The sequence below is a fragment of the Sphingomonas soli NBRC 100801 genome (assembly GCF_001591025.1).
Lineage (GTDB): Bacteria > Pseudomonadota > Alphaproteobacteria > Sphingomonadales > Sphingomonadaceae > Sphingomonas > Sphingomonas soli.
In genome coordinates this window covers 261,161-275,280 of record NZ_BCTZ01000001.1, presented here as the reverse complement: position 1 = coordinate 275,280, position 14,120 = coordinate 261,161, and the positions used below count along the sequence as shown (strand labels likewise).

The following is a 14,120-nucleotide window of genomic DNA, read 5'->3' as shown; positions in this document are numbered from 1 at the left end:
CCCGGCTCAGGGCCGGGATGACGAAGAAGTAGTTACTCCGCCGCCTTCTTCTTCGCCGGAGCCTTTTTGGCGGGCTTCTCGTCAGCGGCCTTCTCCGCCTTCGCGGCAGGTGCCTTCTTGGTGGCCGCCTTCTTCACCGGCTCGGCCTGCACCAGCTCGTCGCCGGGCGCTGCGGGCTCGATATCGGCGGCCTCGACCTTCTTGGCCTTGGCGGGCTTCTCGGCCTTCTCTGCCTTTTCAGCCTTGGGCTTCGCAGCCTTCTTGCCCTTGGGCTTGTGGTTGTCGTGGTCGTGATGGTGCGTGCCGGTGTCGAAGCCTTCTTCGCTCTCGATCGCGGCTTCCAGCTCTTCCTTGGTCACTTCGCGGTCGGTGATCTCCGCCTTGTCGAACAGGAAGTCGACGACCTTGTCCTCGAACAGCGGCGCACGCAGCTGCGCGGCGGCCATCGGTTCCTGGCGCACATACTGGATGAACCGGTCACGCTCCTGCGGGCTGTACTGCTGCGCGGCCTGCGCAATCAGCTGGTTCATCTCGTTCGCGCTGACTTCCACGCCATTGGCGTTGCCGATTTCGGAAAGCAGCAGGCCCAGGCGCACGCGGCGCTCGGCGATCGCACGATATTCGTCGCGCTCGGCTTCCAGCTCGGCCTTGGCGGCCTCGACATCGGCTTCATGCTCGGCTTCGTGCTGGAGCTGATGCCAGATCTGCTGGAACTCGGCATCCACCATCGAGGGCGGAACCGGGAAATCATGGCCGGCGGCGAGCTGATCGAGCAGCTTGCGCTTCATGTGGGTGCGGGTCAGGCCGTTGAGCTGCTGCTCGATCTGGCCCTTGAGGAGCCCGGTCAGCTGCTCAAGGCTCTGCAAGCCGAGCTGCTTGGCGAAATCATCGTCGATCTTCGATTCGCCCGCGGTCTGCACCTTGGTGATCTTGAGGTCGAAGGTGGCGGGCTTGCCGGCCAGATCCTTCGAGCCGTAATCCTCGGGGAAGGTCACGTTGATCGTCAGCTCGTCGCCGGCCTTCACGCCGACCAGCTGGTCCTCGAAGCCCGGGATCAGCCGGCCCGAGCCGATCTCGACGGCCATGTCGGTGCCGGTGCCGCCTTCGAATGCGACGCCGTCAGCGGTCTTGCCGACAAAGTCCATCGTCACGTTGTCGCCGGTCGCGGCCTTGTGCTTCGCGGGGGCGTCGTTCCACGACTTCTGGCCCGATGCGATCTGTTCGAGCTGCGCCTGCACGGCTGCGTCGTCGGCCTGAACGGTCAGGCGCTCGAGCTTGATGCCTTCGATCGACGGCGTCGGAACGTCGGGGAGCACTTCCAGCTCGACCTTGATCTCGGCATCGCCGCCAGGGGCATATTCGCCCTCAAGGCTCACCGAAGGCTGCATCGCGGGACGCAGCTTGTGATCGGCGATCAGCTTCTGCACGCCTTCCTGGATCGAATTGTTGAGCGCGTCCTGCGCCAGCGCCTCGCCATGCATCTTGCGGATCAGGTTCGCGGGCACCTTGCCGGGGCGGAAGCCGGGCATGCGGATCGTCGGAGCGACGCGCTTCACTTCGGCATCGACCTTCGAATCGATGTCCTTGGCGGTGATCTTGAGCGTGTAGGCGCGCTTGAGGCCCTCGTTCAACGTCTCGACAGTCTGCATTTCACGGCTTTCAAATTGAATTGGATAGGCGGCGTCCGGACGCTGCTGGAACGGCGGTGCTGGTGCGGGCGAAGGGACTCGAACCCCCACACCTTTCGATACCAGAACCTAAATCTGGCGCGTCTACCAGTTCCGCCACGCCCGCAGGGGCACCGCCGGTCGGGCGGCTCTATAGCAATCAGGCGAGCGGGGGCAAGGGCACAAGGCAACTTGGCGGCGATAGCGGCGTTGAGCGAGGCAAGAGGAGAGCCCTTATGCCCGTCGAACCGCCCATCCGGCCGACCACTCCGCCGGACGAAACGCCCGCCGCGCCGCAACCCGGCCAGCCCGAGGCGCCGCCGCCCGAAGTTGTGCCCCCTGCCCCGGACATCGACGTGCCCGCGCCCAATCCCGGCGGCGATCCGCCCTCCACGCCGATGCAGCCAACGGCGCAGGCAGGGTGAGGATGGCACCGCAGCGGCCGGAGGCCCGGTGATCGGCAAATATCTCATGAAGCTCCGCGCGCGCGACCCGATCAGCGCGGAGGAAGAAGCGGCGATTCGCGAATCGATCGCCGATACCGTGCGCTATCCGGCCGACCACTGCTTCATCCGCGCGGGCCAGAGACTCAATCATTCGACGCTGCTGCTCGATGGCTTGATGTGCCGGTACAAGGATATGAGCGACGGCCAGCGCCAGATCACCGAGATCCACGTGCCCGGCGATTTCGCCGATCTGCACAGCTTCACGCTCAAGCATCTCGATCACAACATCATGACGCTCACGCCGTGCACCATCGCCCGCGCGCCGCACGAGCGGATCCGCAAGCTGTGCGAGGATTTCCCGCGCGTCGCCCGCATCCTGTGGTTCTCCACCAATCTCGACGCGTGCATCCACCGCGAATGGGAGGTCTCGCTCGGCCGTCGCAACGCGCTGGAACGCACGGCGCATCTGCTGTGCGAGCTGCATGTGCGGCTGGGGCTGGTCGGGCTCGCCGATGATACGGGCTATGCGCTGGCGCTCACCCAGGCCGAGCTCGCCGAATGCCTCGGCCTCACCTCCGTCCACGTCAATCGCGTACTGCGCGAGTTGCGCGAAGCCGGGCTCGTCGAGTTTCGCAACGGCCGCGTCGTGCTGCTCAACCTCGCCGGGCTCCGGCGCGTGGCGGAGTTCGACCCGGCGTTCCTCTATCTCGGCATGCGCGAGGCCTGAGCCTCAGCCGGCCACCCGCCGTACCGTCAGCACCTTGACCGGCTTGGCCGGCACCTGCCCCAGGAACGTGCCCCCGCGCAGCGTCGCGGTGGGCGATATCGGGGCGTCCATGATGTTCACCACCACGTCCATCCCCTCGACCACCCGGGCAAAGGCGGCATAGCCCAGATTATCCTCCGGGCTGCCCGATCCCGCATCGAACGAAGGCTGATCGCCCACGCTGATCGTAAACTCGCCCTGCGCGCTGCCCGGCTTCAGGCGAGGCATCGAAAGCGTGCCGTCCAGATGCTTGATCCCGGTCTGCTCGGTCGATTCGTGCTTGATCGGCGGGAAGACGCGCTTGACGTCGTTCTGCAGCCCCAGCTGCACGAAGCCGAAACGGTCCTGCACCTTCACGACGCGATAGAAGCTGATCCCGTCGAGCCGCTTGGCATCGACATAGCGCAGGAAATTGGCCGCTGTGACCGGCGCCTTGTCGGCATAGACCTCGACCACGAAGCGCCCCGCCTCCGTCTCGAAAGCGACGCGGGGATTGGCCGGAGCCGTCTGCGCGGCGGCGGGCAGCGCGAACAGGCAAATCCAGAAAGCAAAAAACGCGCGCATCCACACCTCCGTCATTCCCGCGAAAGCGGGAACCCAGGGTTACCCGCGGGACCGGTTACGGCTCTGGGTCCCCGCTTTATCGGGGATGACGATAAGGGGTCGTGCGAGCCTAGCCCAGCGCCTTCTTCAGCAGCTCGTTGACCACGGCAGGGTTGGCCTTGCCCTGCATCGCCTTCATCGTCTGGCCGACGAAGAAGCCGAACAAGGCTTCCTTGCCGCCGCGATACTGTTCGAGCTGGTTCGGGTTCTTGGCCAGGATCTCGGCGATCACGGCTTCGATCGCGCCGGTGTCGCTGGTCTGCTTCAGGCCGCGTTCCTCAACGATCTTGGGCGCGCTTTCGCCGGTCTCCAGCATGATCTCGAACACCTGCTTGGCGAGCGGGCCCGAAAGCGTGCCGTCGGCCGCGAGCGCGAGCAGTTCGGCGCCCTGCACCGGGCTGACCGGCGAGCTGTCGAGATCCTTGCCCAGCTTGTTGAGCGCGCCGAACAGGTCGGAGATCAGCCAGTTGGCCGCAGGCCGCGCCAGCTCGCTCTCGCTCTTGCCCGCCACGCGTACGCTCTCGGCGAGCAGCGCTTCAAACCAGCGCGCAGTATCCGCATCGGCGGTCAGCACGGCGGCGTTATAGGCGCTGAGGCCCAGCGCGCTTTCGTAGCGGCGGCGCTTGGCGTCGGGCAGCTCGGGCAGGCTCTCACGGCACGCTTCCAGAAACGCATCGTCCAGCTCGAGCGGCAGCAGATCGGGATCGGGGAAGTAGCGATAATCGTGCGCATCTTCCTTCGAACGCATCGAGCGCGTTTCGCCGCGATCGGGATCGAACAGCCGGGTTTCCTGCACGACCTTGCCGCCGCTCTCGATCAGCGCAACCTGACGCTTCGCCTCGATCTCGACCACCTGCTGGACGAAGCGGACCGAGTTGACGTTCTTGGTTTCGGTACGGGTGCCGAATTCCTCGCCGGGACGACGGACGCTGACGTTGACGTCGGCGCGCATCGATCCCTGATCCATATTGCCGTCGCACGATCCGACATAGCGGACGATCGAGCGCAGCTTGGCCAGATAGGCGCCAGCTTCCTGCGGCGAGCGCATATCCGGCTTCGAGACGATCTCCATCAGCGCCACGCCGGCGCGATTGAGATCGACATAGGAGCGCGTCGGATGCTGATCGTGCATCAGCTTGCCGGCATCCTGCTCCACATGGATGCGCTCGATCCCGATGGTCTTCACCTCGGCATCGGGGTTCTTCTCGTCCAGGCTGATCTCAAGCGAGCCCTCGCCCACCAGCGGGTGGAAGAGCTGGCTGATCTGATAGCCCTGCGGCAGATCGGCATAGAAATAATTCTTGCGATCGAAGCGCGACCATTTGTTGATCACCGCGCCCAGCGCCATGCCGGTGCGCACCGCCTGGCGGATACACTCCTGATTGGGCACGGGCAGCATGCCGGGCATGGCCGCGTCGATCAGGCTGACCTGGCTGTTCGGCTCCGCGCCGAACGCAGTGGACGCGCCCGAAAAGAGCTTGGCGTTGGACGTGACCTGAGCGTGGACCTCAAGGCCGACAACGACCTCCCATTCGCCGGTTTCGCCGTGGATGCGGTAGGTGGATTCGCTCATATCAATGCTTCTGCTGTGTCATGCGGTCGACATAGGCGATGCCCATCGCCGATGCGATGAACGCCATGTGGATGATCGTCTGCCAAAGGACGGCCTGCTCGGTGATGCGGCCATTGGGCTGGCCCATGGCGCCTGCTTCGATGAAGGTGCGCAGCAGGTGGATCGAGGAGATGCCGATGATCGCCATCGCCAGCTTCACCTTGAGCACGCCCGCGTTCACATGGCTGAGCCATTCGGGCTGGTCGGGATGGCCCTTGAGGCCCAGCCGCGAGACGAACGTCTCGTAGCCGCCGACGATCACCATCACGAGCAGGTTGGAGATCATCACCACGTCGATCAGGCCGAGCACGACCAGCATGATCTGCTGCTCGCTAAACTCCCAGGCATGGAAGATCAGGTGCCAAAGCTCCTTGATGAACAGATAGACGTACACGCACTGCGCGACGATCAGGCCGACATAGAGCGGGAGCTGGAGCCAGCGCGAGCTGAAGATCAGCAGCGGCAGCGGGCGCAGCTTTACTGGGGTCTCGAGGGGATCCGAGGAGACTGCGCTCACCACCATGCCTCCGGACGCGCGACGAAGCCCGCGCGCTGCTCGATCGCCAGCCCCGCGTTGAGCACGCCCTGCTCATCGAGCGGCTTGCCGATGATCTGGAGACCCAGCGGCAGACCCGCGCCGTCGAGACCGCCGGGCACCGACATTGCCGGAAGCCCCGCAAGGCTCGACGGCACGGTGAACACGTCGTTGAGATACATCGCCAGCGGATCGGCAGACTTCTCGCCCAGCGCGAACGCCGCAGACGGCGCCGTCGGCGTCAGCAGCAGGTCGCACTGGCTGAACGCGATCTCGAAATCGCGCGCGATCAGCGTGCGGACCTTCGATGCTTGTGTGAAATAAGCGTCGTAGAATCCCGCCGAGAGAACATAGGTGCCGATCAGGATGCGGCGCTTCACCTCGTCGCCAAAGCCGGCGGCGCGGGTTGCGGCATACATGTCCTGCAAGTTTGCGCCCTCGGGCAGGTCGCGCAGCCCGTAGCGCACGCCATCATAGCGAGCGAGGTTCGACGAAGCCTCTGCCGGTGCGATGATGTAATAGGCCGGCAGCGCATATTTGGTGTGCGGCAGGCTGACCTCGACGATCTCTGCGCCCGCGTCCTTCAGCCATTCGACGCCCGCATCCCACAGGTTCAGGATCTCGGCGGGCGTGCCGTCGAGCCTGTAATCCTTGGGGATGCCGATCTTCTTGCCGCGCAGATCGGCGGAAAGGCCGTCCTCCCACTTGGGCACGGGCAAGTTCAGCGAGGTCGAATCCTTGGGATCAAAGCCCGCCATATTCTCCAGCAGGATCGCGCAGTCCTTCACGTCGCGCGCCATCGGGCCTGCCTGATCGAGCGACGAGGCGAAGGCGATCGTGCCCCAGCGCGAGCAGCGGCCATAGGTCGGCTTGATGCCGCTGATGCCGGTGAACGCTGCGGGCTGACGGATCGAGCCGCCGGTGTCGGTGCCGGTGGCACCCGGGCACAGGCCGGCCGAAACCGCCGCCGAGCTGCCGCCCGAAGAGCCGCCGGGTGCCAGCGGCGCATTGTCGCCGCCGCCGCGCCGCCAGGGCGAGATCACGTTGCCGAAATAGCTGGTCTCGTTGGACGAGCCCATGGCGAACTGGTCCATGTTGAGCTTGCCCAGCATGCCCGCGCCCGCGTCCCACAGATTCTGCGAGACGGTCGATTCATAGACCGGCTTGAAGCCTTCCAGGATGTGGCTGGCCGCCGTGGTCTCCACGCCCTTGGTGCAGAACAGATCCTTCATGCCGATCGGCACGCCGGCCAGCGGCTTGAGCGTCTCGCCCTTCGCCACGGCCTCATCGGCTGCGCGCGCGGCGGCGATGGCATGATCGGGGGTTTCGACCAGGAATGCGTTGAGCGCCTTGGCCTTGCTCACCTTGACGATAAACTGATCGGCCACTTCGCGCGCCGAGAACTTGCCCGCGCGGATGCCGTCGCGAAGGCCCGCGACGCCGAGTTCGGTAAGATCCGACATTATTCGACCACCTTGGGAACGGTGAAAAACCCATGCTCGCCCTGCGGCGCATTCGCCAGCACGGCATCGCGCTGGCCGCCCTCGGTCACCACATCGTCGCGCAGACGCTGGGTGTTGGGGATCACGGCGGTCATCGGCTGCACGGACGAGGTATCGACCTCACCCAGCTGCTCGATCCAGCCAAGGATATTGTTGAGCTCTGGGGCAAGGCGCTCGGCATCGCTATCGCTGATCGCGATGCGCGCAAGGCTCGCCACCTTCTTCACAGTTGCGGTATCTACAGACATGCAGGCGCGCCTATCAGACGCGCTTGCCGCAGCGCAACCTATTCGAAGACCTCGCCCACCGGCTTTCCGCCCACGAACACTTGCCGCCGCTTGATCTCGCGCACCTCGACCTCGCCCGCGCCATAGGCCTTGTGTTGCGCCTCGGCCTCTGCCCTGACGTCTTCCGGCTTTAAAGCCAGCGGTGCGGGAGGCGAAGTCGCGGCCCATTTCCCGTCCGCCAGCCGATAGGTATCGACGTTGCTGCACAGCCAGTCACGCTTCGCCGCGAAGCAGTTGTTCCTGAAGATGGCGATGGTGGCGGGATCCGCGACCAGCACGGTGCAGCCCTCATCCTGATCGCACTGCTCTTTCTTCAACGCTTCGATCGCACCATCGGGCAGCGCCGTGCCGGTGGGCAGAACCCGTAACTTGCGCAGCACAGCCTCTGGCGATGCCACCTCCTGGGCCACGTCCCACCGATTTTCCGCCTTGCCCGCCTCCACCGCCAGCGCGCGAATTTTGGGATTGGCCGAAGTCTTTAACCTGTCGAGCGCCTCCCGCCCCGGCTCGCCAAATTCGAACGCCAGCGCGCGCCAGTCGAACTGCTCCGGCGTCAGCTTGCCCGACTCCAGCCGCGCGACCTGATCCCGCGTGGCAATCGCATTGAAGCTCACCAGCGGCGTTGCGAGCAGCAGCGCCACCGCGCAGGTGCCGAACGCCAGATTGAGGTTCGCGGGGCGCACCTTCGCCGCCCATTCCATCCGCCCCAGCAGCAGCGAGACCAGATAGGCCAGCCCATAGGCACAGGCGAGGATCACGAAGGTCAGCACCCACAGCCGCTCGGGCGTGAAGCCATATTGGCCGATCCGCAGCCCGATCGCGATTGCCGCGATCACGCCCAGAGGCAGCATCACCAGCCCCAGCCCCATCGCGCCATAGCGCAGCGCGGGCGAGCGGCGTTCCTCCTCCGCCGAATTGCCGATCACCGAATTGGCTAGGATCAGCGATCCGATGATGCAGGCCAGCAGGATGCCCGTGGCGCTCCCTGCCTCCCATAGCGGTGCCAGCCCCGTGAAGGGCAGTGCCAGCACGAACACGATCAGCCCCACCGCCAGCACCGGCGCCAGTACCGAAAGCACGGTCAGCACCACGCGCTGCAGCGTGCGCACCACCACGTCATGCTCGCGCAGCAGCCCCAGCCCGCCGCCGAACGCCGCGCCGATCAGCACCCGCCAGAACCAGTCTTCGCGCATCAGGTCCCTGAGGAAGTCGAGCTTGATGAGATGGAACAGCTCCGAAAGCAGCAATGTCAGCAGCGCGGTGATGCCCACGAACGCCCAGCTCGCGCCCCACAGCACGATGTTGGTCCAGGCGTGATCGTGCACCGAAGCATAGGGAAAGCTCGGCCGCCCCCGGTCCTGCGCCGCCTGAAACAGCGGCGCGGCGATCGCGATCGCCAGAAACAGCGCCACCCCGCGCCAGCCATCGCCGCCGCTCCACTGGTCGGGCGTGCCGTTCCACCACACCACGCCCGCGGCAACCGCGCCCGCCACCACGCTGAAAATCAGCGCCGCCGGCCAATAACGCCGCTCGATGGTGAAGCCGATCAGCCCGGCGGTGACGGTGATGAAGGCCAGCTCGGCCAGCAGCGCAGCGCTGAACTTGTCTTCGGAAAGATCCCCGATCAGCAGGTGGACCGCCAGCCCCGTCGCGAGCCCCAGCCCCGCCAGCAGCAGCGGGCGCAGCGGCCATGGGGGTGAGAAATCAGCGGCCTCGCTTTCGATCTCGTGCGACTCGCTCATCCCGGATCTCCCCTCGCCCGCAGCATCCGCCCGCTTTGCCATGTCCGTCAACTCGCAGTTGCATCCGGCGCATCCATGGCTCAGGGAACCGCGATTGCCGGGGCCCGCTTTGGCCCCCATCTGCACTATGGAGTGGTCGCTTGGCCCGTAAGTTCCTCTATGCGATCGTCGTCCTGCTCGTGCTCGTGACCGCCGCCGCCTTCGCCTATCGCTTCTGGGGAGCCCAGCTCCTGCGCCAGGCGATGGTGCCCAGCGCCGATATCGTCGCGCTGGCGCCTCCCGGCAGCTATGAGCGCGTCGATATGTGGCTTGCCCGGCCGGACAAGCCCGGCAATCCGGCGCTCTGGGCGCCCCAGGGCTTCAAGCCCGCCGATGATGCGAAGGCCGCAGTCTTCTTCGTCCACCCGACCAGCTTCCTCGATCGCAGCGCCTGGAACGCGCCGCTCGACAATGCCGATGCCAATAACCGCGCCGAGCTGTTCCTGCGCGGACAGGCGAGCGCGTTCAATTCGGTCGGCGCGATATGGGCGCCGCGCTATCGCCAGGCCACCTTCGGCGCGTTCCTCACTTCCAAGACACAGGCACATCAGGCGCTCGACTTCGCCTATCGCGACGTCGCCGCCGCGTTCGATGAATTCCTGAAACAGGCCGGCGACCGTCCGATCGTCCTTGCCGGGCACAGCCAGGGCGCGCTCCATCTCACCCGCCTGCTCACCGATCGCGTCGCGGGCACCCCGCTCGCGAAGCGCATCGTCGCGGCCTATGTCGTCGGCTGGCCGGTCTCGATCACCGCCGATCTGCCCAAATTGGGCCTGCCCGCCTGCGCCGCGCCCGATCAGGCCGGCTGCATCCTTTCGTGGCAAAGCTTCGGCGAGCCCGCCGATCCCGCGCTGCTCCTCGATACCTTCGATGCGAGCAACGGTTTCACCGGCCTTCCCCGCGCCGGAACCCCGATGGTCTGCACCAATCCGCTCATCGGCAAGCCCGGCGCCGCCCCCGCCACGGCCAATCTCGGCGCGCTGATCCAGGACAAGGATCTGCGCGGCGCAACCGTCGCGCCCCGCGCCGTCCCCGCCCGGTGCGACGGCCGCGGCGTGCTGCTGATCGGCACCAACCCGCCCGATCTCGGCCCCTATGTCCTGCCGGGCAACAATTACCACGTGTTCGATTACAGCCTGTTCTGGGCCAATATCCGCGCCGATGCCGAACGGCGGCTGGCCGCGTTCAAATGAGCTGATCCCCGTCATCCCCGCGAAAGCGGGGACCCAGAGCCAAGCAGCGATTCGCCCGTAACCCTGGGTCCCCGCTTCCGCGGGGATGACGAAAGAGCGGAAGGCATCGCCAACCAATCAATCCTCCCCCTCCGGGGGAGGTGGCAGCCGCAGGCTGACGGAGGGGTAGTCTCCCCGCGCGACGATATCGCCTGTGGGCACTACCCCTCCACCAGCTTCGCTGGTCCCCCTCCCCCTCCGGGGGAGGATTTGTTAGGGACACCCCCATGATCACCCCCTTCGCCGCCGATTTCCGCGCCGCCCTCCCCGCCGGCGGCCGCCTGCTCGGCCTCGATGTCGGCACCAAGACGATCGGCACGGCTCTCTGCGATGCGGGCTGGAGCTTCGCCTCCCCCGCCACGCTTGTCCGCCGCACCAAGTTCAGCAAGGACAAGGCCGCGCTGCTCGAGATGATCGCGCAGCAGCAGGTGAAGGGCCTCGTCATCGGCCTGCCGCTCAACCTCGACGGCACCGATAGCCCGCGCACCCAGTCCACCCGCGCCTTCGCCCGCAACATGGACGATATCGGCCTGCCGATCCTCTTGTGGGACGAGCGCTGGTCCACCGTCGCGGTCGAGCGCACGATGATCGAACAGGACCTCAGCCGCGCCAAGCGCGCCGAGCGTATCGACAACATGGCCGCCGCGCACATCCTCCAGGCCGCGATCGACGCGCTGGTTGCCGCCGGCTAGCGGCCGCCATCAGACACGGCTTGGGTTGAGGCCATCCCTTGCAGACCTTAGGATCTTTGTCACCCCGGACTTGTTCCGGGGTCCACCAAGCCTCAGGCGTTTAGGCTGGAGCCTCTTCTCAACCGAGTGCCGCCATGTGGATCCCGGAACAAGTCCGGGATGACGGGTGCTCATTGCTGAGAGCGATCGTCTATAGGTTCGCGGCTCAGTCTTTTACCCCACCCCCGCTCCACCAACGCCTGCCATGCTGACGCATATGCACTGGCGCTGTCGGTCCGCCTCCCCAAAGCGACCGCTTGCCTCCAGCGCCCGCCGCGACTAACCCGCCCCTTTAATGCAAGCCTCCGATCACAGTCCCGCTGCCCAGCTTTCCGGCAGCGCAGCTTTCCCGCACCGGCACCTCACCGGTATCGCGGGCCTTCAGCCGCATGAGATCATGTTCCTGCTCGACGAAGCCGAGCAATGGGTCGAGGCCAATCGCAATCGCGCCAAGAGCGATCACCGGCTCGACGGCATCACCCAGATCAACGCCTTCTTCGAAAACTCCACCCGAACGCTGCTGTCGTTCGAGATCGCGGGCAAGCGGCTGGGTGCCGATGTGGTCAACATGCAGGTCAGCCAGTCGAGCGTGAAGAAGGGCGAGACGCTGATCGATACGGCCGTCACGCTCAACGCGATGCGCGCCGACGTCATCGTCATCCGCCATGGCAGTTCGGGCGCGGTGAACCTGATCGCGCAAAAGGTCGATTGCCCGGTTCTCAACGCGGGCGACGGCTGGCACGAGCACCCCACGCAAGCGCTGCTCGACGCACTCACCATCCGCCGCCGCCGTGGTTCGGTCGCGGGGCAACGCGTGGTGATCTGCGGCGATATCCTCCACAGCCGCGTCGCCCGGTCGAACATGCTGGCGCTCACCGCATTGGCCGCCGAGGTCCGCGTCGTCGCTCCCTCCACGCTGATGCCCGCCGGGATCGAGCGCATGTACGTCACCCCGTTCACCGATTTCGATGCCGCGCTCGAAGGGGCCGATGTCGTCATGATGCTCCGCGTCCAGAATGAGCGGATGGCGGGCGGCTTCATCCCCTCCACCCGCGAATTCCACATGCGCTATGGCCTGACCCCCGAGCGCCTTGCCCTTGCCAAGCCAGATGCGCTGGTGATGCACCCCGGCCCGATGAACCGCGGCGTGGAGATAGACTCCTCGGTCGCCGATGATCCGCAACGCAGCGCGATCACCGAACAGGTCGAGATGGGCGTCGCGGTCCGCATGGCCTGTCTCGACGTACTGACCCGCCGCTCGCGCGGCGTGGAGGGCTGGGCATGATCGTCGCGCATCGCCCCAATCCGCATCGTCACCCCCGCACTCCCCCTCGTCATCCCCGCGAAAGCGGGGACCCAGGGTACCAGTCGGCTCGCTCGCGGCTCTGGAACCCCGCTTTCGCGGGGATGACGGCATTGGTCGGAGGGGCAGCCGCATGACCATTCTCGCCTTCACCAACGCCACGCTCGTCTGCCCCCTTGGCGGCGTCAGCACCGGCAACCTCATCGTCGAAAACGGCGCGATCGCTGCCAGCGGCAACATCGCGATCCCCGCCGACGCGCAGGTCATCGATCTCGCCGGCAAAACCCTCGCCCCCGCTTTGATCGATCTGGGCGTGTTCGCAGTCGATCCATCTGCCTGCCGCTTCGGCGGGATCGCGCGGGTCGGGCTTATGCCCGATCAATCGCCTGTGCTCGACGATCCCGGCATCGTCCGCCGCGCCGCGACCTCGGGCAAGCCCGATCTGTGGGTCCATCCCATCGCCGCCGCCACACGGGGCCTTGCGGGCGAGGATATCGGCGAAATGGCGATCAACGCCTCTGCCGGTGCGCGCGCCGTCGCCACTGGGCGTAGCTGGATCGCCAATGCGGGCGTGATGCGCCGGGTTCTGGCCTATGCGAAGGATTGCGGCCTCGCGGTGATCGCGCATGCCGAAGATGGCGGCCTCACCCAGGGTGCCGCCGCCACCGAAGGCGAGACCGCGACCCGCCTTGGCCTCCCCGCCGCCCCTGCCATCGCCGAAGCGCTCGCCATTGCGCGCGATCTGGTGCTCGCCGAAGAGACCGGCGCGCGCATCCATTTCCGCCAGGTCACCACCGCCGCCGGCTTCGATCTGATCCGCGCCGCCAAGCGTCGCGGCGTCGCCGTCACCTGCGGCATCACGCCCGCGCATCTGCTGCTTTCGGATATCGCGATGAGCGACTTCCGCACCTTCGCCCATCTCTCGCCGCCCCTGCGCGACGAAAGCGATCGTCAGGCCGCGCTCGCCGCGATCCGCGACGGCACGATCGACGTGATTGCGTCCGGCCACGACCCGCGCGGCCCCGAGGCCAAGCGCCTGCCCTTCGCTGATTCCGAACCCGGCATGTCCGGCGCGGAAACTTTGCTCGCGCTGTCGCTCGGACTGGTCCGCGACGGCCTGCTCCCGATCGAGCGCCTGTTCGCCCTGCTCGCCGCCAATCCGGCACGGGTGCTCGACATCGAAGCGGGCACGCTCGCCCCCTGCATGCCCGCCGATCTGATCGTCCTCGATCCCGAAACCCCGTGGATCATCGACGCCGACCGCATGACCGCCCGCGCGGGCAACACCCCGTTCGACAAGCTCCCAGTCCAGGGCAAGGCGCTCCGCCTCTTCAAGGGCGGCACCGAAATCGGCGCGGACCGCTAAGCAGCCCGCTCCTTTCCGTCATCCCCGCAAAAGAAACACCAGCCTCCCCCCGTCACCCCGGGCTCCGACCCGGGGTCCCGCTTCTTCTCCTAGCGCGATGGCCCGGATAGCCTCGCTCCTCCCGCGCCACCCAAAAGCTACCCGCGAGATCCCGAAAACCTCGAATCGTCATCCCCGCGAAAGGGGGGACCCAGAGCCAAAAGCGGCGTCCTTCATAACCCTGGCTCCCCGCCTCCGCGGGGATGACGAAAGAGGCCAGGCACAAACCTCCCCCCGTCACCCCGGCCTC

13 protein-coding genes and 1 tRNA gene are annotated in these 14,120 nt (G+C 66.3%); 6 read left to right on the top strand and 8 right to left on the bottom strand.

Translation table 11 applies throughout. The features are described 5' to 3' along the window. Positions 1-32: 32 nt before the first annotated feature. Positions 33-1,649: a trigger factor gene (gene tig / locus SSO01S_RS01310; protein WP_066793959.1), complete on the bottom strand. Its 1,617-nt coding sequence runs from the start codon at positions 1,647-1,649 to the stop codon at positions 33-35. Positions 1,650-1,709: 60 nt separating this feature from the next. Next, positions 1,710-1,794 (bottom strand) — tRNA-Leu (locus SSO01S_RS01305). A gap of 109 nt (positions 1,795-1,903) precedes the next feature. Between SSO01S_RS01305 and SSO01S_RS01300 the strand changes: the two genes are divergently transcribed. After that, the gene (locus SSO01S_RS01300; RefSeq protein WP_066793956.1) at positions 1,904-2,092 is read left to right on the top strand and encodes a hypothetical protein; all 189 of its coding nucleotides are present in this window, start codon (positions 1,904-1,906) and stop codon (positions 2,090-2,092) included. A gap of 28 nt (positions 2,093-2,120) precedes the next feature. After that, positions 2,121-2,840, top strand: coding sequence for a Crp/Fnr family transcriptional regulator (locus SSO01S_RS01295; RefSeq protein ID WP_066793954.1), 720 nt, complete (start codon positions 2,121-2,123; stop codon positions 2,838-2,840). A 3-nt stretch (positions 2,841-2,843) separates the two neighbouring features. Here the strand turns inward: SSO01S_RS01295 and SSO01S_RS01290 are convergent, their stop codons facing one another. The 6 genes from SSO01S_RS01290 to SSO01S_RS01265 all read right to left on the bottom strand — a co-directional run bounded on the left by SSO01S_RS01290 (position 2,844) and on the right by SSO01S_RS01265 (position 9,160). Then, on the bottom strand, positions 2,844-3,443 hold the full coding sequence (locus SSO01S_RS01290; protein WP_083942777.1) for a peptidylprolyl isomerase: 600 nt from the start codon (positions 3,441-3,443) through the stop codon (positions 2,844-2,846). A gap of 109 nt (positions 3,444-3,552) precedes the next feature. Further along, positions 3,553-5,055: an Asp-tRNA(Asn)/Glu-tRNA(Gln) amidotransferase subunit GatB gene (gene gatB / locus SSO01S_RS01285; protein ID WP_066793951.1), complete on the bottom strand. Its 1,503-nt coding sequence runs from the start codon at positions 5,053-5,055 to the stop codon at positions 3,553-3,555. Position 5,056: 1 nt separating this feature from the next. Beyond that, complete coding sequence (locus tag SSO01S_RS01280; protein WP_245646543.1) at positions 5,057-5,611, bottom strand: TIGR00645 family protein; 555 nt, start codon at positions 5,609-5,611, stop codon at positions 5,057-5,059. Beyond that, complete coding sequence (gene gatA / locus SSO01S_RS01275; protein WP_066793944.1) at positions 5,608-7,092, bottom strand: Asp-tRNA(Asn)/Glu-tRNA(Gln) amidotransferase subunit GatA; 1,485 nt, start codon at positions 7,090-7,092, stop codon at positions 5,608-5,610. The genes SSO01S_RS01280 and gatA overlap by 4 nt, the downstream gene beginning before the upstream one ends. Next, entirely contained in the window at positions 7,092-7,379 is a 288-nt protein-coding gene (gene gatC, locus SSO01S_RS01270) for an Asp-tRNA(Asn)/Glu-tRNA(Gln) amidotransferase subunit GatC (RefSeq protein ID WP_066793941.1), read from the bottom strand. The genes gatA and gatC overlap by 1 nt, the downstream gene beginning before the upstream one ends. 38 nt (positions 7,380-7,417) lie before the next feature. Further along, positions 7,418-9,160: a DUF4153 domain-containing protein gene (locus SSO01S_RS01265; protein WP_066793938.1), complete on the bottom strand. Its 1,743-nt coding sequence runs from the start codon at positions 9,158-9,160 to the stop codon at positions 7,418-7,420. Positions 9,161-9,300: 140 nt separating this feature from the next. On the opposite strand from SSO01S_RS01265, the gene SSO01S_RS01260 reads away from it, so the two are divergent. From SSO01S_RS01260 to SSO01S_RS01245, 4 genes are all read left to right on the top strand, one after another. After that, positions 9,301-10,392, top strand: coding sequence for a DUF3089 domain-containing protein (locus SSO01S_RS01260; RefSeq protein WP_066793935.1), 1,092 nt, complete (start codon positions 9,301-9,303; stop codon positions 10,390-10,392). Positions 10,393-10,658: 266 nt separating this feature from the next. After that, positions 10,659-11,123: a Holliday junction resolvase RuvX gene (ruvX, locus tag SSO01S_RS01255; protein WP_066793932.1), complete on the top strand. Its 465-nt coding sequence runs from the start codon at positions 10,659-10,661 to the stop codon at positions 11,121-11,123. Positions 11,124-11,457: 334 nt separating this feature from the next. Beyond that, positions 11,458-12,447, top strand: a complete 990-nt coding sequence (locus tag SSO01S_RS01250) for an aspartate carbamoyltransferase catalytic subunit (protein WP_066793929.1) — start codon at positions 11,458-11,460, stop codon at positions 12,445-12,447. A gap of 151 nt (positions 12,448-12,598) precedes the next feature. Then, positions 12,599-13,831 (top strand): dihydroorotase, encoded by a 1,233-nt coding sequence (locus SSO01S_RS01245; RefSeq protein ID WP_066793927.1) that lies wholly within the window; start codon positions 12,599-12,601, stop codon positions 13,829-13,831. Positions 13,832-14,120 lie beyond the last annotated feature (289 nt).

Coding starts and splice junctions, on each gene's coding strand:
- tig (WP_066793959.1), bottom strand. CDS start 1,649: ATGCAGACTGTCGAGACGTTGAACGAGGGCCTCAAGCGCGCCTACACG.
- SSO01S_RS01300 (WP_066793956.1), top strand. CDS start 1,904: ATGCCCGTCGAACCGCCCATCCGGCCGACCACTCCGCCGGACGAAACG.
- SSO01S_RS01290 (WP_083942777.1), bottom strand. CDS start 3,443: ATGCGCGCGTTTTTTGCTTTCTGGATTTGCCTGTTCGCGCTGCCCGCC.
- gatB (WP_066793951.1), bottom strand. CDS start 5,055: ATGAGCGAATCCACCTACCGCATCCACGGCGAAACCGGCGAATGGGAG.
- gatA (WP_066793944.1), bottom strand. CDS start 7,092: ATGTCGGATCTTACCGAACTCGGCGTCGCGGGCCTTCGCGACGGCATC.
- gatC (WP_066793941.1), bottom strand. CDS start 7,379: ATGTCTGTAGATACCGCAACTGTGAAGAAGGTGGCGAGCCTTGCGCGC.
- SSO01S_RS01265 (WP_066793938.1), bottom strand. CDS start 9,160: ATGAGCGAGTCGCACGAGATCGAAAGCGAGGCCGCTGATTTCTCACCC.
- ruvX (WP_066793932.1), top strand. CDS start 10,659: ATGATCACCCCCTTCGCCGCCGATTTCCGCGCCGCCCTCCCCGCCGGC.
- SSO01S_RS01250 (WP_066793929.1), top strand. CDS start 11,458: ATGCAAGCCTCCGATCACAGTCCCGCTGCCCAGCTTTCCGGCAGCGCA.
- SSO01S_RS01245 (WP_066793927.1), top strand. CDS start 12,599: ATGACCATTCTCGCCTTCACCAACGCCACGCTCGTCTGCCCCCTTGGC.